The sequence below is a fragment of the Bacillus sp. DE0042 genome (assembly GCF_007680225.1).
GTDB lineage: Bacteria > Bacillota > Bacilli > Bacillales > Bacillaceae_G > Bacillus_A > Bacillus_A wiedmannii.
In genome coordinates, this window is sequence record NZ_VEJP01000002.1 from 358,818 (window position 1) to 380,866 (window position 22,049).

The following is a 22,049-nucleotide window of genomic DNA, read 5'->3' on the forward strand; positions in this document are numbered from 1 at the left end:
TTTCTCACACACTATATTCCTCCTTATTTTTTTATTTCATTTTTCTTTAACTGCAACGGCTGTCCAGTCAGTCCTACTCGCCGAATAGTAAGCTTTGCATGAACAGAAACCTGCACTTTTCGAAACTGCTTACTCCAATTCTTTTTTAGCCCTTTCCATTCGGATGGATATTTTTGATGAATGGCTTCTCCAAATCCAAAGATATCGGTTCCGTATTGTTTTTGAACCATTTTAATAGTTTGGAGAGCTTGTTTTTCAGATTGTTTTTCCATTACACGTTCTAAAAAAGTAAGATTTTTTGGCTGCGAAAGATCTAAATTCGTATTGTTCTCCTGAATCGTTCCTTCACCTGAAAAAACAACGTCACACTTAATTGTGGCCCCTTGTATAGTCGGTATAATTTTTCTTTTGATTTTTGTCATATATAAACTCGCACTACCATTCCCTTTAGAGGCAGTTGCTGTAATCGTCTGTTTACTTAAACGATTCACTATCCAAAGAGTAGCTAACCATTCCTGCATATTTAAGTATCCTACCAATTTAAGATCGTTGTTAAATATAGCACCTCCTACAATTTGAAACCCTTTGACCTCGTTTTCACCTTTTTTATGAGACATATTTAGTTTAATAACTGGTAAGATTGGGGTGATTCCATCACTCGTACCAGCAATAAGAAAATTTAATAACGATGTATCTCCCAATGCCTCTATTTGCATATGCTCTTTAAGTGCCCCAAGTGCCGGAATAGCCTCTAAAGGGATAGATGCTTTCAGAAACTCTTTTGCAGTATTTCCCTTTACTACTAACGCATCTGCTCGTAATCGAATATCAGGATCGCGACTATATGCATCCAAAACTGGAGCGAGACCATTTTTAGCCAATTTTTCTCCAATTAATATTACACGCTGATGCCCTCGAAAGATTTCCCTCGACATTTTTGTTTGCATCATTTGTACAGCTTCATGTGTATCCTTTCCAGTTCCTGATTCAAGAAAAACTGATTTTCCTGCATTACTTCTTCCGCCCTGTCCCATTCCCATTTTTGAAGGGATAATAAACTGGGCGCTAATTTCAACCTTATTATTCTTCGCGTGATCAAGTCCCCACCCTAATTCTATTGCCAAATCATTTAACTCTGTACGATCCCAGCATCCCGTCAAGAAACATAAAGAAACTACTAGTATCATACAAAGTGCCTTGTGTAGGCTCATTCTGTTTCCCCTCCCCGTTTTGCACCTGGTTGTTGTCCATCTGGAAAACGGACTTTCTCCTTACCAGATACCATTATAGGACGATGTGTCATGTTCCAACGAGGTGTTCGAAGCAAAACATCCTTTAAATCACGCGGAGTCTGAGGCGCAACCGGACTTAAATACGGAACGCCGAATGAACGTATGTTTGTTAAATGAATTAAAATCGCAAGGGTACTTATAGCAATACCATACAGCCCAAGCATCCCTGCCAATAGTAGCATCGGAAAGCGCAGCATCCGGTAAGCTGTTCCTAAGTTATAGCGCGGGAACGCAAACGAAGCAATTCCAGTTGTCGCCACAACAATAACCAATGGTGCTGAAATAATACCTGCTTGCACCGCAGCTTGTCCGATAACAAGTGCCCCTACAATGCTAACTGCTGATCCAACGGGTTTTGGTAACCGAACGCCCGCTTCCCTCAAACCTTCAAATAAAAATTCCATCATCAGCGCTTCTATAACAGCTGGGAAAGGAATACCTTCTCTTGCAGCTGCAATACTAATAAGCAAATTTGTTGGGATTAGTTTCGGATGAAAGGTTGTAATAGCGACATAGAGAGAAGGAAGAAATAATGAAATATTGATTAATATTAAACGTATCCATCTAACAAAAGTTGTGTAGATGAATCGTTCATAATAATCCTCTGCTGCCTGGAGACCAGTCCAAAATGTCATAGGAACGATTAAAACGAAAGGTGTGTTATCCACTAAAATTGCCACTTTCCCTTCTAATAAACTTGCACACACCGCATCTGGTCGCTCAGTATTTTGAATTTGTGGAAAAGGAGAAAAAGGTTGGTCCTCAATAAACTCTTCAATAAAAGCTGACTCTAACACCCCATCAATTTGAATTCGCTGTAGCCTTTGGCGAACTTCATCTAAAACCGAATCGGGAGCAATTCCTTCAATATAGGTAATCACCACATCTGTCTGTGACAATTCCCCAATCGAATAAGGTTCCATTTTTAGTTTTTGGCTCCGAATTCTTCGGCGAATAAGGCTCGTATTGACCCTTAAAGTTTCCGTAAACCCGTCCCGAGGGCCACGAACAGAAATCTCGGCAGCTGGCTCTTCAATACTCCGTTTTTCAAACCCTTTTAAGTCAGCGACCAGAGCTTGACTCTCTCCTTCTGTCAAAATGACTATATTCGCTTTCAATACTGCTTCTATAACCTCACGAACTTTAGAAATCGTCTTTACTTGAGAAACTGCAATAAGCTGATTTTGTATAATTTCTCCTACTGAATCCATAACCTTTAGTTCACTAGGCATCCCCTCGAACATCATTGGTTTCAAAACAACTTGTTCCACAATACCGGTGTTTACCAATCCGTCTATATAAATAAAAAGAATTTTAATTTGGCTATTTATAAATATTGGACGAAAAACAATATCGGAACAATTGTCAAAAACTTGTTTCAAAACTTCTTCATTCGCAGATACACTCTGATCAAGCTCACGATCTTGATTAGAGTGTATCTGCATACTTGCATTCTCAAGTTCCTGAATATCTTTTCTCAAATGTTTTCTACTAAGTTTTTTCATCACACTACCCCATTTATCGAATGGTTTATGTTTTATACTTGGAGCTAAGTGTTAGTGATTTCTTGACAGAAAATCTTTACAAACCGTTCCACTAAGTAGTTTCTGGCTAAGTAATCATTTATCTAAAAAACAACAGGAAAATATACCCTCGACATCCTTCTTAAAATCTCCCTCCACATGAAAATTATTCAATTTTTTCTATAAGTTATTTATTCTAAAATGAGATTAGGACAAATAATAAGAGCTCTACATGCATAATCAATCTTTTAATTGTTGTAGGTGTAATTTTTCATTTCTCCTTTGATATCTCTACAAGATAAAGTTAAATTCCTAAACAAATAAAAAGAAAAAGCAAATGACCTCCATATTAGATCACTTGCTTTTTCTCTCATCATATACTTTCTAAACAACTCTATAAACTATTCTAATTATGTGCTTCACTTTCAAATTTTTGAGTTGCCACTTTTTTAGGCATAAAACATGCAAAGATTAATGCTACGAAAGATAAGAATAACATAAATAGTTACGCATCACTTGAGCCGAAAATAGAAGATAATTTCGCTAGTTGAATAGCTGTAATGTTTCCTTTTTCCAAAGATAACTCTGCAGCATGTGAAGTTGCTTGAGTCGTATATATAGTAATAACAACTGCTGTTCCAATAGCACGGGCTAATTGACGAATCGTATTATTTACCGCTGAACCATGTGAACCTAATTCTCTAGGTAAAGCATTTAGTCCTGCTGTATTTAATGGCATCGAAATAAAGCTTAACCCAATTCGTAAAATAATAGTGCGCACCATTACATACATATACGTTGTGGATTCAGTTAAATCAATTACACCCCACATCGAAATAATATATTAACCCTGTAATAAAGAGTGGTTTTGCTCCGTATTTATCATACATTTTACCTGTAATAGGTGATAAGAATGCATTAATAACAGCTCCAGATAATAGAAATAAACCTGATTCAAATACGGTAAAGCCTCTTCCGTTTTGTAAGTATATCGGTAAAAGAATTAAATCAGCATACATAATCATCGTGATGAGTACGTTTATCATTGATGTAAGAGTAAAAATTTTATACTTAAATACGGATAAATTTAATAGTGTAACAAGTACCCCCGTAATAATTGTTGTAATAACAATCGGATGATCCCATCCCTTACTTCCTGCACTACTAAATTCAAATAAAATACAACCAAAATCAATCGTTGATAAAATGACACTTACAAATATCCAATCTTGCTTTTGTCGTATCTGCAACTTTCATTAAATATTTCAGTGCAAGAATAATGACGATTAATACAAATGGAGCTAAATAAATAACTATCTAGCATTTAAGTCCTATTTCGCTACGTATATTGGGATAGTACCAGATGACTATCAACTTAAGAACGGAAGCTTACGTTTGAACATAATATCAAATTTAGATGAGCAAGACTATTTCAAGTGAATAGAATGTACTCTTTCAGAATACATAAAATATATATACACAAGCTTAGCCTGATTACTTCATCATTAGTGAAAGTAGGATTATATAAATTTTGGAGGAAAAGTTATGCAAAAAAAGGTTCTCCTGTTTACAGATTTGGGGATTGACGATGCGTTTGCTATACTGTACACCTTTTTTCGTAAAGATATTCAACTTGTAGGAATTGTAGCCGATTATGGAAATGTATCAAGAGAAAATGTAATAAGAAATATTAACTATTTGAAATACATTGCGGGAAGAGAAGAGATACCTGTATTCCTTGGTGCTTCTGTACCATTGACAGGTATCTTGATTCAGTATTTCCCTGAGGTACATGGAAAAGTTGGATTAGGGCCTATTATTCCACCTGAAATTTCATATCCAGTTTATCCTTTAAATGATATTTATCAAGTTATAGAATCAAATTTGGAAGATCTTACAATTATCAATTTAGGAAGACTTTCTTCGCTAGCTACGACTTTTGTATTGAATTTAGAAATAATGCGAAACGTAAGAGAATGCATTTGCATGGGGGGAGCTTTTTTCTATCCAGGTAACGTAACTGCTGTAGCTGAAGCTAACTTTTACGCCGACCCTTATGCAGCAAACTTAATTCTGCAGCATGCACAGAACTTGACAATTATCCCTTTAAATGTGACTCAACATGCGATTGTTACACCCGAAATGGTCCAACAAATCGATGCATTTCATCGAAATACACAGGATCTTGCAGGGCTCATCCTCAAACCTATGTTAGACTATTATTATAATTTCTATTCCAAGTCTAATCCTGGTATAAGTGGAAGCCCTATGCATGATTTTGTAACAGTGTGGTATTTGCTGAATCAAGAGGCTGTTGGTCTTTCAAGAGTACCCATTAAAGTAATTCCTGATCAAGGAGAAGGATTTGGTCAAAGTATTGCAGACTTTCGTTTTGTTACTAATCCAGGCTATAAAACGCATAATGTAGCTTTTCAGTTTGATTATGAAAGATTCAAGAAGGATATTATGGAAACGTTCTTAAAGAAGAGAGTGTAATAGACTTTATTAACTTCAGATAATACGGATTATGTGAATGAAATGCCACTTCACTTAACGTACAGGAAATCTACTTTTTATATTTCTCATTCAATTAAAGTAACTATATCTTAAAAAATCATAAAGTGTCCTATAGCACTGATTTATAATTTTAACCCTCTTTTTCATCACCTTTGCCATTTACTGAGAATCAGGATTTTTTTTCGCTTGCAATTTATCAACGATATTAGAATAATCTTTCTCCTTACGATTCTGGCTTAAATTATATGCAGCTTGAACTTCTTGCACTTTAATTTTAAATCCAACAATTCCTTTTACTTCTCGTTCTAATAACTAAGGAGAAAGTTCATCCCATAAAACTATATTTTCACGATTTTCTTCATACTTTTTTAGCATCATTGCTAGTTCTTCTATTAATTCATCTATCTCTAAAATGCTTGCTGTACCCTATACATGAATGGCCTGATAATTCCATGTTGGAACTTCTTCCTTTCTATACCGAAAAGAGGAAATATAAGCGTGTGGTCCTTGAAACACAACAAGCACATCTCCATGATCCCCGAATATTTCCAACCGATTATTTCCATAGGCCATATGCCCAATAATATAGTAATCATCACCTTTTTTATTTAACCCCAAAGGCAAATGAATGGCAATTGGTTTCCCTTGTTCTGTTATGACAATCGTACCAAAAGAGTTTTTTTTTAAAACCTCATCAAAATCTTTGATCTTAAATTTTTTTGGAATATACCCCCTTTTAACAAAGTTATTTAAGTGTTTTAGTCATTATAAAGTCTATTTGTTCTTCATCACCCATATAAAAAGAGTGGGCTCCAACTTGGACAAACCCCATTTTCTTATAAAAAGCAATAGCATTTTCATTCTTTTCCCAAACGCCTAGCCAGATTTTCTTTTTATTATGTTCAATTGCAATTTCAATCGCTCTATTTAATAGATGTTTACCAAGCCCATGTTTTTGAAACGTGCTTTTTATATAGATCCTCTCGATTTCAAGTGATTCATCACCCATTTCTTCAGACTGAGCGTCATTCGTATTTACCTTTACATATCCAGCGACTTCATTATTAAAATACATAAAATAGAATTGCGAAGAAAGATTGGCTAATTCTTTTTCTAATTGTTTTAAGTTAAATGCCTTTTCTAAATAGGCATTCATATTTTCGGGTGAATTTTGATGCTTAAATGTCTCATCGAATGTTTCATAACTAATTTCTTGAAGCTTATGTAAATCTTCAAGAGTACACTTTTTTATAGTCATCTACATATGTCACTCCTTTATATAATCAATAAATTCTCTTGTTCCCCTTTTTTACAAAATCCCAGTCTTTTTCTACATTTCCTCTTACTCTTTGAAGAAGCTTGAAAATAGTTTCTACTTCTTTTTCGGAAAATCCCTCCAATGCAACGGCATTGGAATAATCATTTTCTCTTTTTATAAAGGGATACACATTTTCCCCTTTCTCAGTTGGAAAGAGTTTTTTTATTTTTTTGTTATGTTCATCTTCTTTCTTTTCAATAAAACCATTCATTTCAAGTTTTTTTATAGCACGAGATGCTGTTGTTCGATCCACTTTTATCATCTCAGATAGCTTTTCTTGAATGACACCTGGGTTTTCACATATTCGTACAAGGTACAAATACTGCCCTTTTGTCAGCTCATATTCTTTAAATTCTATATTACTTATAGAATTTAAAGCCCTTGCTATCATTCCAATTTCGCGAAGAATTCCCTTCATAAGTAGCTCCTTGTTACGTATTTTTGTTGCAAATGCAATATTTAACGTTACATTTAATATAAATCGTTTTTATTGCAAATACAATAAAAACGATAAAAAACCCATCCATTTTGAAAAAAGATTAGACAAAATGGATGGGTTTCTTTTATGGAAGAATTCATTGTTTCCTAAAAAACATATTGATGAATATTTTAAACTATCCGGATTAAAATAACACCCGTAATCATAACAGTTAAACCAAATATTTGTAATTGTTTTGTTCAAAATACCTTCTTCGTTTTTGTATACTCATTGTATTTTATACAGAAATTTAATTACTTTTCAATTCTCAATTGAATTAACTTTTTATTCAATACATCTATAAAAATTATGATGGCTTTATACCTTTAATATACCTTTGTATTATCATCTACATTCTCGATCCTAATAAATTCAAACTCAGCTTCATATCCCTCTCCTTGTGGACTGCAAGTATAAATACCAACTTTCATATAATCTTTTTCCTCAAAAAGGTGAGTCATTCTTATTTGCTTCCATGAAACGCCGTCTATTGAATAATCAACATAGTAATTATTACCCTTTCTTGTTATTCGATAGTAAAGGGAATTCAAATCTTCCAAAAATTCCTGACTAGACCAATCAGAGTATCCATTTTTTGTTACAACAACACCTAATTTACTATTGTCATCCGGTATATACTCAACAGATGTCTTCAACCACGTATCTTTTGAAAATCGAACCATTAAACCTGCTTGATCATATCTGTTTGCTGGTTTAGAGTTTACTTTCGTGATCAATCTAAAATCTCCATTTAGTTCATAGTATAAAAAATGACCATTATCAACTTGAAATTCATAGTGTGTTTTTTGCCAGAAATCTGTCTCTTTATCAGGTTTGATTATTAACTTCGATTTATTCCTATTAATCTCCCAATCTTTAGGTGGAGAAAACCATTTTAAACTTTTATCAAATTCTACATTATTAAATTCCTCTATCAATCTATATCGATTGCACATTAACAATATCTCCTTAACCTTTTATATTTATTATGAAAAAGTATTTACACAGTAAAATTATTTAATCTTGATATGTGACCTTCTAAAAGAATCTCTTCCCGGCTTCATCATCTTAAATAATTCTTTATTCCCCAAAACTTTTATAAGCTATTAAACTTCATCTCAAATCAATGTCTTTCTCATTTAATAATTTCTATTCCTCTCATGTATGGACGCAATACTTCTGGAACTATAACAGAGCCATCTTCTTGTTGGTAGTTTTCTAAAATAGCTGCTACTGTACGTCCAATAGCCAATCCAGAGCCATTTAGTGTGTGCACCAATTCTGGTTTAGCTCCATTTGTACGACGGAAACGTATACTTGCACGACGCGCTTGGAAATCTTCACAATTTGAGCAAGAAGAAATTTCACGATATACGCCATAGCTTGGTAACCAAACTTCAATGTCATAAGTTTTTGCAGCTGGAAATGCCATATCAGCAGTACATCATACGATTACACGATAAGGTAACTGTAACAATTGCAGAACCTTTTCGGCATTTGTTGTTAATTTTTCTAACTCATCGTATGAATCTTCAGGTTTTGTATATTTAACCATTTCAACTTTACTAAATTGGTGCTGACGAATTAACCCTCTCGTATCGCGTCCTGCACTACCGGCTTCAGAACGGAAACATGGAGTATTCGCCGTAAAATTAATAGGTAACTCTTCACCTTTTAAAATTTCATCACGATAATAGTTTGCTAATGGTACTTCCGCCGTTGGAATTAAAGAATAATTTGTGTCTTTTAAGGTGAATACATCTTCTTTAAATTTTGGGAACTGTCCTGTTCCTAATAAACTATCGCTATTTACGATAAATGGCGGAATCACTTCTGTATATCCGTGTTCTTCAACATGTAAATCTAACATAAAGTTGGCTACTGCTCGCTCTAAACGTGCTCCCAATCCATTGTAATAGACGAAGCGGCTTCCCGTTACTTTTGCTGCACGCTCAAAATCTAGTAATTCTAATTTTTCAGCAACTTCCCCATGTGGTTTTGCTTCAAATGAAAATTCACTTATTTCTCCCCACTTACGTATTTCAACATTATCATCTTCTGATTCCCCAACAGACACTGTTTCATGAGGTAGATTTGGTAATGCTAACAATATTGTATTTACCTCTTCTTCTACATAACGCAATTCATCATCTAACGATTTAATATTGTCTCCCACTTCACGCATTTCACTAATAAGTTCATCGGCATCTTGTTTTTCACGCTTTAAATTCGCAATACGTTCAGATATTTCATTACGTTTACTTTTTAACTCTTCTGCTCCTATTAACAATTCACGACGCTTTAGATCTAATTCTTCAAATTTATTTAATTCAAGAAACTCTCCACCACGAGTAATTAATTTTTTCTTTACCCCTTCTACATTTGTACGTAATACTTTTACATCTAACATGGCTTATCTCTCCTCTAATTAAGTAACTAATCTTTTTAAAATTAGGTTGTGTACTACAAAAACACAAAAAACTCCCGTCCCTATAAAAGGGACGAGAGTTAACCCGCGTTGCCACCCTAGTTGAAAGCACAAAAATATATGCTCTCCACTTAAATTATTAACGGCTTTTAGCCGGAAACGATTATTAACTTCACATTGAAGTGTTCCACATTTCGCTCAAGGACGGATTCACAAGTTCCTTCTATCGGTTTACACCACCCACCGACTCTCTAAAAGAAAAAATACTTGTTACTATTTCCTTTCATCGCTTTCAAACAATATACATTTTAATTATCACTACTTTACAATAATTCTGTTTATTTATCAAGGGATTATTTTCAGTGAATAAAATATATTCATAATTAATTTACACACTTATATTTCCCAATATTCTTACGATATTATTTCTGAAGGGGATATTCCGGAAGAAATAATAGGACAATTGAAGATAGTAAATAAAAAATAAGTTGATTCAATCAGCTTGTTTTTTTCATTCCTTTATCTTCTCCAGTCCAAAGGGTGGTCTTTGTTTCAGCATCAGCGATAAAATATTTTATCTCTAAAATCTTTTTCCGTTTTTGTCCATGATGCTATTAAGTAAATTTATCCATTAAACATCTGGGCATACATAAAAAATAATAGCAACTACTAAAAATAGAGCCGATTTCTTTATCTTATAGGAAATCGGCTCTATTTTTAGTTATTGATTTAGTAATAGAAAACACCTTTTAAGATAACTATGTTTATACTATAGACGTTGATCTTTCTGGAAGTTTAAACGAAAATGATCTTCATCATTATATACCCCAAATTCATACCCTTGCTCTTTATAAAATTTAATAATTTCAGGAAGAGCTTGTAATGTTTGCGCCTTTTCATGCATTAAAACAACTTCTACTTCTTCTGTTGTTTGTTTCTTTACATTTTCGATAATCTGAGTTGGATTATCTTTTAATTTCCAATCATTTGAGTCTATTGTCCAATCCCAAACTTTTATTGCTGCTTCTACAATTTGATTACGAATTTCCTCACCCTTTAATCCTGGTGCAGATCCATATGGCGGACGAACTAGTTTAGGAGTTGTACCCGTAATATTATGGATAAGAGCTAACGTTTCTTTCATCTCCGGTACAAATTGTCCTTTTTTGTATAGCTTATCACTGTTATGTGTCATACTATGAGCACCAATATAATGTCCTTCTTTTACCGCTCTTTTTACATTTTCCTGAAAACCTGTATTTTGTAAATTGCTACCTTGCATAAAAAATGTAGAGGCAACATTTTGTTCTTTTAGTACATCTAAAAATTTCCCAGTTAATTCGCTAGGACCATCATCAAATGTTAAATAAACAACTTTTCCTACCGGTTTTCCATCAGGTCTTTTTTGTTTTGTCGGTGGTGTTTCCTTTTTCTTTTCTTGTTGTTGCGTATTAACTTGTTTCATATTTTCCTTAGCTACTCCCTTCGCTGAGATAGAGTTCCATTCCCCTATTAAAAAGAATGTGAAAAAGGTCGTTGCTAAAACAACTCCTAGAGATATTATTACCTTAGTTAATCGACTTGTTTTTTTCTTACTTTGTGATTCTTTCATTATTTTTCGATCCTTTCCCTATTAATTTTCATATTCATTATTTAAAAGGTTGAGCCTTTACTCGACTGAATCATTCGTTTCAACCGGTATTTACAATAAATAGATTAATAGAGACGGATAAAGATAAAATGCAGATAATGTCGAAATCAGTTAAAGAATAGCGTATTGCATTCACTCTTTAGAAAAATATTTGTTTCTAATTTGAAAAATGGATATACACCCAAAATAAAAAATACTACTCTTCCTAATTAAGATTTAGAAAGAATAGTAATTTTCTATTTGCCTATTTTATTACATAATAAAATAATTAATAATGCCGTCCACAATACCTTTTTGCGATTTCGCTTGGAATTCTTCTGAATTCATTCTTTTTTCATCACTCACATTAGATGTAAATCCTAATTCAATTAAGATAGACGGAGAAGGATTTTCTCGTAAGACAAGAAAATCACTGCCATGAACGCCTCTATCTCGGCTGTCTATATTTTGATCAAAAATGGCTTCTTGTACGATCTTAGCTAATTTTTTATCTTTCCTTTTATTAGATCCATAATGAGTTGTTATTCCTTTTACATTTGTATCCTCAAAAGCATCATGATGAATGCTAATATAAAGATCCGCCGCATATTCTTTCGCTACTTTGACACGCGCTTGTAATTCTTCCTTTTGCTTTGTTTCTAGAAGTAAACTCGTATCTTTTTCACGTGTTAATATAACTTTTGCATCCGTTCTTTCTTCTAATTCTTTCTTTATATTTTGTGCTACTTTTAAATTAAGCTCTTTTTCAATTGTTCCAAATTTCTTTCCTTTCGTCCCTCTATCTCCTCCACCATGCCCTGGATCAATTACAATAGTTTTTCCTTTTAATCTTAAATCCTCTTTTGATATGTTTTTGTACCCTTTAGCATGTATGAAACTAACGCCTGTACCCATTATTAATATAATAAACAAAAGCAATATCGCTCTTTTTTTCATTTTAACAATCTCCTTATCAGCTTTTCATTCCGTTTCTAATGAAAATAGTAATGAATGCTGATAAAGATAAAATGCAGATAATGTCGATTTTGTTTAAAAATGATAAAAACGTGTAGAACGGAAATTCTACACGTTTTTATTTAAATAGAAATAAAATAATACTCCATCTTCTGTATTCAAAACACCATATTCCGCATCATGTAGCTCTAATATATTCTTTGAAATAGCAAGGCCTAATCCTGTTCCACCTTTGGAGCGTTGACGAGACGTATCTCCTCGATAAAAACGATCCCATATTTTTTCTAAATATTCTGGCTCGATATGAGCTTTATTTTCTATACATACTTTTACACGTTCATTCTCTTCTATTGTAGAAATAATAATATTCTCCTGTTCTGGTGTGTAACGAATCGCATTCGTAATAAAGTTCGTTATAACTTGTTCTATGCGATGCTGGTTTGCAACAACTTCAATTTTAGAAAGTTGTTTATGAACATGTAATTGCTTAGCTGTTATATCTGAGGTTAATTGCTCACATATATAATCAATCATCTCATCAATATGGAAGACATCCATCTCCATTTTATAAGTACCAGATTCGAATTTTGCTAACTCCAGCATATCAATAATGAGCATATCCATTTTATCTACTTCTTTTGACATTGCTTTAAAGTAATAATCCTTTTTATTACTAGCAACACCATCCTCCAAAATTGAAATACAGCTCTTCATAATACTTAAAGGTGTTTTTAACTCATGTGAAACACCCGCGATAAATTCTTTACGTGTATTTTCTAATTGCTTTTCTTTTTCTATATCTTGCTGCAATTGATGAATATACGAATGCAAAGCTTTAGAAAGTGTATTAATACTTTGTGATAAATCACCTATTTCATCCTTTGTAGTAATAGGGATCGTCTCTGAGAAATCTAAACCCGCAATTTTTTTGTAGTATCATTTATTTGTAATAATGGCTTGGCGATTTTTTTTGAGTAATAGAACGATATCAAAACAATTAAAATCAGTACAAAGAGAATTAAATATACATAATAATCCTTAATCATTTGCACCGCTTCATCAACTGGTTGCAATGATGTCATAGCAAATATATAGTTTGTCTTACCATTTGCATCTTTTGTTGGCTTGATTAAAAGTTTATATTTAATATCATTTTCTTCGTAATCGATTATTTCTGTAGAAGTAACATCATTCGATTTTTGATTCAATAATAAATCAACCTGAAAGTGTTTTATTCTATCTATAAACACACGATTTCCATATATAAAGGTAGTTCCTACAGTCTCCTCCGGTAATTGCACGTTTTGAATGCTTCCTGTCAAATATAATTGTGAACTTTCTTTTGAAGATGCGGCTTTTGGCCCATACAATCTTTCTGACAGTTGCTTGTTCTCCAGCCCAACATTCTTCTCTTTTATTGTTAACATCACAGGGACTACTATATCCCCTTCTGTACTCCATCGATAATAATATGACTCCCTTGTTCTAAACTATATTTCATCCTTTGTATATCTTCTAAATTGATAAAACTATACAACAGTATGTGAATTGAACGTTCAGAAAATCTCTTATTTTTGTTAGGGTCTAATTGAATTTCCATAGAAAAATCATTTGCATATTTTATATTACCTACACTATCTAACGTTGTAATCCATGTCGCATTCTCTTGATAGAAGTTTTATTCCAACTCTTGAATGGCTTTCGCATCATCTCCAGCTTTTTCATATGCTTTTTCAAAGGATTGAATATTTGTTTTAATATCATTCACTTTTCGATTTGCGTAGTATTGCTTAAAAAATATAGTTTGTCCAATAAAAATAGTTACTAAAATAAGTGTGCATAATGCTGTTGTTAAAATAAATAACTTTAATACAATTCCTTTTTTCATACCTGTCCCTCAAATTTATAACCAGCTCGTACAACAGTTACAATACAAGTTGCTTTTTGTCCTAATTTATGACGAAAATTACGAATATGACTATTAATAGTGCGATCATCTGCTCCTAGTTCAAATCCGAGTAGAGTATCATCCTCATCTACCCGAGCCTTTAACATAATAATAGGTACATTAGATTTCTTCCGGATTCGCCGACAGACCGCCCAACCATCTAATTCTGGTAACATAATGTCTAGAATAATTAAATGTACCTCATGCTCTTCAAATATAGATAACGCTTCTTTCCCATCCATCGCCTCTAAGACGTTATACCCTTCGTTTAATAAGTAATCCTTCATAATCTCACGTAAAATATCTTCATCTCCTACGATTAATATTGTTCTTTGCATCTTTTATCTTCTCCACGGATTTATTTTATTGTTAGGAAGAAATAATTCATTTTATATGTTAACCAATTAGAAATCTTTCACTATTTCTGGAACTACTACATACAACATAGTTATATCAAGATAATAGCATGATGGTATAAAGATAAAATGCAGAGATAGCCTTACTATTGAAGTGCTATTATAATTTTGTAATTGGAATGGATTTGAATCACATAAAGAACCAGAAGAAATAATATGATTTGGAGGTATCACGATGAGCCTTTTAATTAGAGCGTTAGAAACAAATGATTTAGACAATCTCCCGGATATTGATGACAGTTTTATAGTGAATGCTCGGTTAATTCTTTCTCTTTCAAAAATAAATAGACGCATAGAATATACAGTAGAAGACGTTCCGAGTTATGAAAAAATTTATTTACAAGATCAAAATGATAATGAAGAACTTGCGTACAATGAATATATAAATAAGCCTAATCAAATAATTTACATAGCACTGTTACATAACCAGATCATCGGATTAATAGTATTGAAAAAGAATTGGAATCACTATGCTTACATAGAAGATATAACGGTGGATAAAAAACATCGTACACTCGGGGTTGGTAAAAGATTAGTTGATCAAGCAAAGCAATGGACAAAAGAAGGCAACATGCCCGGTATCATGCTTGAAACGCAAAATAATAATGTCGCAGCATGTAAGTTCTATGAAAAATGTGGATTTGTAATAGGTGGATTTGATTTTCTTATTTATAAAGGTTTGGATATGACAAGTGATGAAGTTGCAATTTATTGGTATTTTCATTTCAAATGAAAATAGTTTACAACATTAAACAAACTCAAAATAAAAACCCCAATCTCTCTACATTAAAATTGAGAAATTAGGGTTAAGTTATTTAACAAGATTTTTTATTTAAAACAAGTAGCTAATTAATAATCCTGCTGATAATAAGAAGCCGAAAATCGTATTTGTCATCGCTGTTGATTTCATTGCGATGCGCATATACCCGGGATCTTTTGCTCCTTTTTGGAAACTTTGAATAGCAGAGATTGGCTTTCTCAAACCTAGGAACATAACTAATGCCCAAGGGCTTATATAACCCATCAATACAATCACCGCGATCCATAAATAAGCAATGAAAAAGGCTACAGCTAGTGTTACTATTGCTTTTTCTCTCCCGAGGAGGATTACTAATGTCTTTCTTCCACCTTTAATATCTTCTTCGATATCTCGGATGTTATTAGACATGTTAATTGCACCGACTAAAATTCCAATTGGAATGGAAATCAATACACTTTCAATCGTTATCGTATTCGTTTGAATAAAGAAAGCAATGAGTACAAAACATGTCCCCATTAACAATCCAGAAACTAATTCTCCAAACGGAGTGTACGCAATTGGTAATGGACCACCTGTATATAAGTAGCCAACCGCCATCCCAATTAAACCGATAACGACTAACCACCAGCTGCTATTCATACAAATATAAACTCCAATAATTGCTGCTACTACATACAATAAAAGCGCAACTGTTAACACATTTTTTGGTTTCAATCCATGACGGACAATTCCACCACCGATGCCAACAGAATCAGCGGTATCTAATCCACGTTTGAAATCATAGTACTCATTAAATAAGTTCGTTGCTATTTGCAATGCTAAACATGCAACCATCATCGCAATAAATAAAAGCCAATGAATGTCTGTAACATACAGTGATGCTACTGTTCCTAAAATTACAGGAGAAAACGTCGCCGTTAATGTATGCGGGCGCGTCATCTTCCATATTAATTTAGCGGAACTAATTTCTTTTTCTGTCCCCATAACTCTGTTCAAGCTCCCTACATTTTAAGTATAAATTACTAGCAGTATCTTTCTATCTATTTTCTGCTTCACATCTATTATATCAAAAAAAGAATTGGCGATAGAACTTTAATGCTCTTGCTTGCACGATAACTTTGCATCAAAATATCGTTTTTTCTAATATGGGGTGGTACCCCATCGCCATCAAGTTAAGGGCGCTAAGAGGATATATGTGAGGGTTATTTTCAAAAATTTCTACGGCTGTACTAAAGGTGGTCATAACAAATAAACCTATTAAATAGGTATTTTAAAAAATATTATGCAACTTTGAAGCTTTGTGACAATGTATAATCATACACAACACCTAAGATATCAAAGACGGTTTTCTTTTCGTACCGATGAGATTTTCTACCGTTTTTCTCTAAAAAATAAAACAAGCGCAGTAAAACTTTTAATAATTCATGGATGTCCTTTTGTAATCCTTCATAAAACAATAGATAATAATTTTTTATCATATAAATGGATTTGTATTCACTTAACTCTTTCTTTTTCTTATCCAAGAGTAACTGACACATTTTGAACATCGTCGATGAACAGAGTAGGATACTAATGAGCTGCCCATATAAATGACATTCTAAGCGTTCTTTCTTGATTCCTTTGCACCTGTCAATTTGAAAGAAAGATTTCCATGTTTTAAATAAAATTTCAATTTGCCAACGTAATGAATAGAAGTCATGGATATGTTCCGTTGGAACATTTTCTGCAGAAATGTTCGTAATATACACGTTGATTCCACTCAGCCTTTTACTCCGTTCTTTGTAGATAATACCTTTCTTTTTTTCTCTTTTGGCTTGTTCTTTCAACCTTTTTTCGGTTTGTTCCTTTGTTAATCGATGAATAATAACACGAGCTGGAAATTTTTGATATTGTCCAATGTATGCCTCTGAAATTTCCATAGTTTGACCAGGCGGCAATTGATTCATGAGTTCTTCCATATCTAACTGAATATAGAGTGTTCCTTTTTTCACGGTCCCACTTCGAAAATACTCTGGCTCATCATTCTTACGATAGATTCGAGTATTTAATTTCAAACGTGAGACATAGTAAGCTCTTTTATCATGGATCTTCTGTAAGTCATGTAAGTCAAAATAGCCTAAATCTCTTATGTACAAGTCTTTTGGTTGAATGGTCTGTAGACTTGTCGTACCAAAGGTTTTATCATTTTCTCTTCCCTCTCCTACATAAACGTGCAGGAACTTTCCACTCAATAGGTCATACTCCAATTGAATTTTAACTCCTGCCGTATGGCTACTTCCACCGGAGCCTTGGTAATGTGAAGAGAACTTATCTGGAAGCTGAAATGTTGTAGAATCTAGAATACGAATGTGTTTAAAGGTCGTGGTATATTGATGAATTATTTCTTGTGTTGAATAAATCCTTTGAGTTAGAAGGTTAGCTAGAACTTGTTCAAGAAACTGTACTGCGGAAGCATTAAATCGTTGGTTAAGCCCTTCAGGACTGATAAGAACACCTGTAGATACTTCCAAACAGCTACATAATTGTGTGAGTGATGTACTTGCGACCTGTTGACTAAGCCATACGCATAAAGCAACTAACTCCTGTGCTTGATATTTACTCTTTCGCTGAACGAATCCTTTTTCTTTGGCTAGGTGTTCTAAAACATGAGGAGACATATGTCGTTGTAATTCTTCAGCGATCGGTTGAAGTTCGTCAAGAATCGAAAGATTCATAAAGAAACGCCATCCTTTCCTATAATTATACAGAAAGAATAACGTCTTTTTTGCTTTATGGATAGTGCAAAACCTTAGTTCCTTTTATATATTTACATAATTAGCGAAGGAGGATCTATACTTTCTCTAAAAAACCGCTCCTATTTTATAGGGAAGCGGTTTTTTAAATGAATACAACTATGAATTAAATTTAACGGTTCTGTTTATATATTTTTTCATTTTTGTTTTCTACGCGATGTATAATGCTTTCTCCTTCAACATCAATGTTAGGCAAAATTTTATCCAGCCATTTTGGCAAGTACCAGGCTGAATTACCCATGAGAATCATGACTGCAGGTACGATTGTCATTCTCACGATGAATGCGTCAAAGAAAACACCGAATGTAAGAGCCATGCCTATGGATTTAATGATGGTATCAGGCGCCAACATGAATCCAATAAATACAGACATCATAATTAATCCCGCTGCGACTACGACTCTCCCGCTCTCCCGCATTCCTTCTACAATAGCTCTCTTCGGATCACCTGTATGCGTATATACTTCCCGCATTTTGCTCACTAGGAACACCTCATAGTCCATGGCGAGTCCGAACAAGATGCCAATCAGAATGACAGGCAAGAAGGCTAAGATCGGACCGGCAGCCGGGAACCCAAATATATTTTGGAAATGTCCATCCTGCACGAAAAATACCACGGCTCCCAACGTAGCGCCAAGAGAAAGTAGAAACCCTAATACTGCTTTTAATGGAATGAGCAGAGATCTAAACACTAGAACTAAGAGTACATACGCAAGTCCCACAATAAGGCCAGCAAAAACTGGCAAGGCGTCACTCAGCTTTTGCACGATATCAATATTCATCGCTGCTGTGCCCGTTACCATTAGTTCAATTTCATTTTTTTTCTCGGTTTGGTTCGATTTGTCCCTGATTGCTTTTACCAAATCCTTTGTCTTTGTATCGTCAGGTCCAGTTTTCGGTGTAATAGAAATCATATAAATCTTTCCAGAAGGCCCAGGGATAGCTGGTGTCACACTTTTCACGTCAGGTAGGTTACCCAATTCTTTTGCGATGGTGTTCATAGCATTTTGCGTTTCAGCTGTTGCTTCTTCTGATTTTGCTACTACCATTAAAGAAGCATGAAATCCTTCCCCATACGCTTCCGTCAACAAATCATATGCTCTTCTTTCTGTCGTTTCTGTGGACTTTGTTGTTCCATCAGAAGGCAAGCCAAGGTTCATATGGAAAAACGGAATTGAAATCAATGCAAGTAGTCCGATTGCAAAAATCGTGACAATCAGAGGACGTCTTATGACAAATTCTCCCCATTTATTTGAACCAGCATGTTTCTTACCTGCCCCAGTCATCTTTTGCAAGAATCGATTTTGTTTAGATGGGGCAATCTTATGGCCGACAAGTCCCAAAATGGCTGGTAATATGATGACGGAAACCAACACAGCTGCAAGCACAGTAAAGGCAGCTGATACGCCCATCGCTGTCAGGAATGGAATCTTTGTAACAGACAGTCCCAAAAGACCTATAATAACAGTTAATCCTGCGAAGATTACGGCACTTCCCGCTGTTCCCGTTGCGATGGCAACAGATTCTGGAACAGAATCTCCTTGTGCAAGCTGCTGTCTAAAACGATTGATAATGAAGAGTGCATAGTCTATGCCTACTGCGAGTCCCAGCATGGCAGCTAATGATAAGGAAACTGATTGGATTTCCACATAATTGGTTCCAATCATGATTCCTAGCATTCCAATTGCTAATCCGATTATCGCAGTGAGAATCGGCAGTCCAGCTACTAGAAAAGACACAAAGGTAAATGCCAGGACTACGAAGGCAACAAGAACTCCGACAATTTCAGTCATACCTGAAGTCTCTGAGTCAGAAAACGTAACATCGCCTCCTGATAACTCCGTTTGAATGCCGGCATCCCTTGTTGTTTCAATACTATCTAAAATCTTATCTTTAGAAGCTTCTGTAACCTTTTCTGCTTTTACTTTGTACGTAACAACTGCATATCCAATTGTCTTATCTTCACTGAGGTTCTGCAGTTGCATCGGTGCTGCCACAGAATCAACAGCTGAGTCTTTTTTTATCTCTTCAAGAACTCCTGCAATTTTCTGTTGTACTTCCGCTGACTCCAAGGTTTCGTTTTTTGATGCTTTAAATGCCACTTTTACTTGGGCACCTGCTGGTTGCATCGCTTTAAACTCTTTTTCAATTACTTTTCCTGCTTTATCTGCTGGTGTATTCGGAATACTCAGCTCGTCCTTGAAAGAGGAACCCATGTTGACTGCAAAAAGCACTAATGCAATAAGAATTGCGAGTGCGCTGAATACAACCTTCTTCCTATGATTTACTGCCCAATATCCTAACTTATACAGATGTTTTGCCAATTAAATCTCACCCTATTCTTGTCAAAAATTATTCTTCTTACGTTGTAATCTAGAAACGTACAAATACCTAAATTACATATCATTCATATAATAAGATTTTAAAATGCTTATTATAGATTGTATCTGAATATCCCTCCCTATTTATAGCTTGCAAAATGGCGACAAATTGCCAGTAAAAAACAAAGAAAATGGTACACATTGACAGCGATAATGTCCTTTTATACAATGAAATTATCACCGTACTAACAATTGTACTTACAAGTGTAAGTATAACAGTGAATTTTCATCTTTCAAGCAATATGTGATTATTTACACTTAAAACGAACAGAATGAAGGGATGTGTTAGCTTTGAGGAAGTCAAGAGAAGACAGTATACACTCTCAAACATACATTATGGAGGCATTGAGCGCACTGTTGCATGAACATAAATTGCAAGATATAACCGTAACAGCTATTTGTAAAAAGGCTGGAGTTGCCAGAGTCACATTCTATAAATACTACCGCAACGTTTACGACGTCGTGCAAGCATCTGTGGATGAAATTGTTCAACAATTCTTGAAAGAGGTTGATAGTTTGGATCCGTATGAAAGTATGCAGCTAATTATTGAATATATCATAGAGGGATTTGTCTCTGCACAGAAGCCGTCAGGAAAGTTAATTGATTCAAATATATCTAATATGATGCTTGATTACTTGAATTACACAATGGAAAAGGTCTTTCAAGCGGATATTACACACGATCATGACATGAGCAGAATGCAAATCCTGTTTTTAGCAGGCGGTATCTTCAATATTGTTACCGATTGGATTAAAAGAGGGTCAAGGGAGTCTCCTCAGGCACTTGCTGCAAAAATATACGAGATTCTTCCATATGGGACAACAGATACAAGGAATTTGGCAAATTCCTGATACAACTATTCTACCTTTTATTACATCTTAAAAAATGGGCACCACATAAAAAGCTGTAAGTATTTCATCTAACCATAAACGACCGTTTTTGGTTAAAAGAGCAAAACTTTCTTTCATATAGTCTCGCCACACATCCATCAACTTAAGATCTCATAATACCCTCAGAACGAAAAACGTGTACATTTCGCCCGCTTTTTATTGTTTTGGGGTAACTCGTTCTTTTTAGCTTGATGGGCATGGGGTGGTACCCCTAATACCCCAGAAGAAAAAGAAGAGTTTGAACCCTTTAACGTACAGGGCGTTCCATATATCATTGTAAAAGATCATGAAAATAACATTCAAAAATTAATTCTTGGATTCAGCACTCAATCATTAGAAGAGGCTATTTTATAATAATCATCCCAAAAAAAGAAACGAACAAAAATATTCGTTTCTTTTTTATGGTGTTTAATGCTCAAGAAAACTTATAACCGCATAAGTATATAGAACGACTAGAGCAAAGGCACATATTCCCATAATTATAATCGCTAGTGCGCTTTTCTCTTGTCTAAACCCTATAATTCCAAGAATAAATGCACTCAACATTGTTACCTTAAGCATTGTAGAAAGGTTGGGAATTGAATATCCACTCAACCAGGTAGAGAAACTTACAATTACAGAAAAAGAGAACAAAGTTAGAACAATAGATAATATATTAATGTGCTTCCCATACTTCAGTTGCATTTCGCTAGCCTCTTTTC

The 22,049-nt window shown here is 34.3% G+C and carries 15 protein-coding genes, 4 pseudogenes and 1 other annotated feature; of the genes and pseudogenes, 3 read left to right on the forward strand and 16 right to left on the reverse strand.

Annotated elements, in window-relative coordinates; all coding sequences use genetic code 11:
• Positions 1-23 precede the first annotated feature (23 nt).
• From FS802_RS12230 to FS802_RS12240, 3 genes and pseudogenes are all read right to left on the reverse strand, one after another.
• Positions 24-1,211: a Ger(x)C family spore germination protein gene (locus FS802_RS12230; protein WP_098655034.1), complete on the reverse strand. Its 1,188-nt coding sequence runs from the start codon at positions 1,209-1,211 to the stop codon at positions 24-26.
• The gene (locus tag FS802_RS12235; RefSeq protein WP_144525044.1) at positions 1,208-2,800 is read right to left on the reverse strand and encodes a spore germination protein; all 1,593 of its coding nucleotides are present in this window, start codon (positions 2,798-2,800) and stop codon (positions 1,208-1,210) included. Before FS802_RS12235 ends, FS802_RS12230 begins: the two co-directional genes overlap by 4 nt.
• 421 nt (positions 2,801-3,221) lie before the next feature.
• Positions 3,222-4,132 (reverse strand): annotated as a pseudogene (locus FS802_RS12240) (MFS transporter); the annotation flags it as partial.
• A 228-nt stretch (positions 4,133-4,360) separates the two neighbouring features.
• Here FS802_RS12240 and FS802_RS12245 point away from each other — a divergent pair.
• Positions 4,361-5,311: a nucleoside hydrolase gene (locus FS802_RS12245; RefSeq protein ID WP_064475746.1), complete on the forward strand. Its 951-nt coding sequence runs from the start codon at positions 4,361-4,363 to the stop codon at positions 5,309-5,311.
• 180 nt (positions 5,312-5,491) lie between these two features.
• Here FS802_RS12245 and FS802_RS12250 read toward each other — a convergent pair.
• The 9 genes and pseudogenes from FS802_RS12250 to FS802_RS12290 all read right to left on the reverse strand — a co-directional run bounded on the left by FS802_RS12250 (position 5,492) and on the right by FS802_RS12290 (position 14,447).
• A pseudogene (locus FS802_RS12250) lies at positions 5,492-6,058 on the reverse strand (FMN-binding negative transcriptional regulator).
• A gap of 19 nt (positions 6,059-6,077) precedes the next feature.
• The gene (gene paiA / locus FS802_RS12255; protein WP_098655036.1) at positions 6,078-6,590 is read right to left on the reverse strand and encodes a spermidine/spermine N(1)-acetyltransferase; all 513 of its coding nucleotides are present in this window, start codon (positions 6,588-6,590) and stop codon (positions 6,078-6,080) included.
• 25 nt (positions 6,591-6,615) lie between these two features.
• Positions 6,616-7,068, reverse strand: a complete 453-nt coding sequence (locus FS802_RS12260) for a MarR family winged helix-turn-helix transcriptional regulator (protein WP_064475747.1) — start codon at positions 7,066-7,068, stop codon at positions 6,616-6,618.
• 386 nt (positions 7,069-7,454) lie between these two features.
• Complete coding sequence (locus FS802_RS12265; protein WP_098655037.1) at positions 7,455-8,084, reverse strand: DUF1349 domain-containing protein; 630 nt, start codon at positions 8,082-8,084, stop codon at positions 7,455-7,457.
• Positions 8,085-8,263: 179 nt separating this feature from the next.
• Positions 8,264-9,538: pseudogene (gene serS / locus FS802_RS12270) on the reverse strand (serine--tRNA ligase).
• Between the two features lie 84 nt (positions 9,539-9,622).
• Positions 9,623-9,852, reverse strand: a binding site (T-box leader).
• Positions 9,853-10,325: 473 nt separating this feature from the next.
• A complete protein-coding gene (locus FS802_RS12275; protein WP_064475750.1) occupies positions 10,326-11,168 on the reverse strand; it encodes a polysaccharide deacetylase family protein in 843 nt (280 codons plus the stop codon).
• A gap of 291 nt (positions 11,169-11,459) precedes the next feature.
• Positions 11,460-12,143: an N-acetylmuramoyl-L-alanine amidase family protein gene (locus FS802_RS12280; protein ID WP_144525046.1), complete on the reverse strand. Its 684-nt coding sequence runs from the start codon at positions 12,141-12,143 to the stop codon at positions 11,460-11,462.
• A 126-nt stretch (positions 12,144-12,269) separates the two neighbouring features.
• Positions 12,270-14,049: pseudogene (locus FS802_RS12285) on the reverse strand (sensor histidine kinase).
• Entirely contained in the window at positions 14,046-14,447 is a 402-nt protein-coding gene (locus FS802_RS12290) for a response regulator (RefSeq protein ID WP_098655040.1), read from the reverse strand. Before FS802_RS12290 ends, FS802_RS12285 begins: the two are co-directional and overlap by 4 nt.
• Positions 14,448-14,700: 253 nt before the next feature.
• Here FS802_RS12290 and satA point away from each other — a divergent pair, with 253 nt between their 5' ends.
• The gene (satA, locus tag FS802_RS12300) at positions 14,701-15,258 is read left to right on the forward strand and encodes a streptothricin N-acetyltransferase SatA (RefSeq protein ID WP_098655041.1); all 558 of its coding nucleotides are present in this window, start codon (positions 14,701-14,703) and stop codon (positions 15,256-15,258) included.
• 99 nt (positions 15,259-15,357) lie between these two features.
• On the opposite strand, the gene menA is transcribed toward satA, so the two are convergent.
• The 3 genes from menA to FS802_RS12315 form a co-directional block, all read right to left on the reverse strand.
• Positions 15,358-16,269: a 1,4-dihydroxy-2-naphthoate polyprenyltransferase gene (gene menA / locus FS802_RS12305; protein WP_000536390.1), complete on the reverse strand. Its 912-nt coding sequence runs from the start codon at positions 16,267-16,269 to the stop codon at positions 15,358-15,360.
• A gap of 296 nt (positions 16,270-16,565) precedes the next feature.
• Entirely contained in the window at positions 16,566-17,999 is a 1,434-nt protein-coding gene (locus FS802_RS12310; protein ID WP_098707344.1) for an IS4 family transposase, read from the reverse strand.
• Between the two features lie 190 nt (positions 18,000-18,189).
• Complete coding sequence (locus tag FS802_RS12315) at positions 18,190-20,400, reverse strand: MMPL family transporter (protein ID WP_176547024.1); 2,211 nt, start codon at positions 20,398-20,400, stop codon at positions 18,190-18,192.
• A 393-nt stretch (positions 20,401-20,793) separates the two neighbouring features.
• Here FS802_RS12315 and FS802_RS12320 point away from each other — a divergent pair, with 393 nt between their 5' ends.
• On the forward strand, positions 20,794-21,309 hold the full coding sequence (locus FS802_RS12320; RefSeq protein ID WP_048516921.1) for a TetR/AcrR family transcriptional regulator: 516 nt from the start codon (positions 20,794-20,796) through the stop codon (positions 21,307-21,309).
• Between the two features lie 447 nt (positions 21,310-21,756).
• On the opposite strand, the gene FS802_RS12330 is transcribed toward FS802_RS12320, so the two are convergent.
• Positions 21,757-22,032, reverse strand: a complete 276-nt coding sequence (locus FS802_RS12330; RefSeq protein WP_001176332.1) for a hypothetical protein — start codon at positions 22,030-22,032, stop codon at positions 21,757-21,759.
• Between the last annotated feature and the right edge of the window lie 17 nt (positions 22,033-22,049).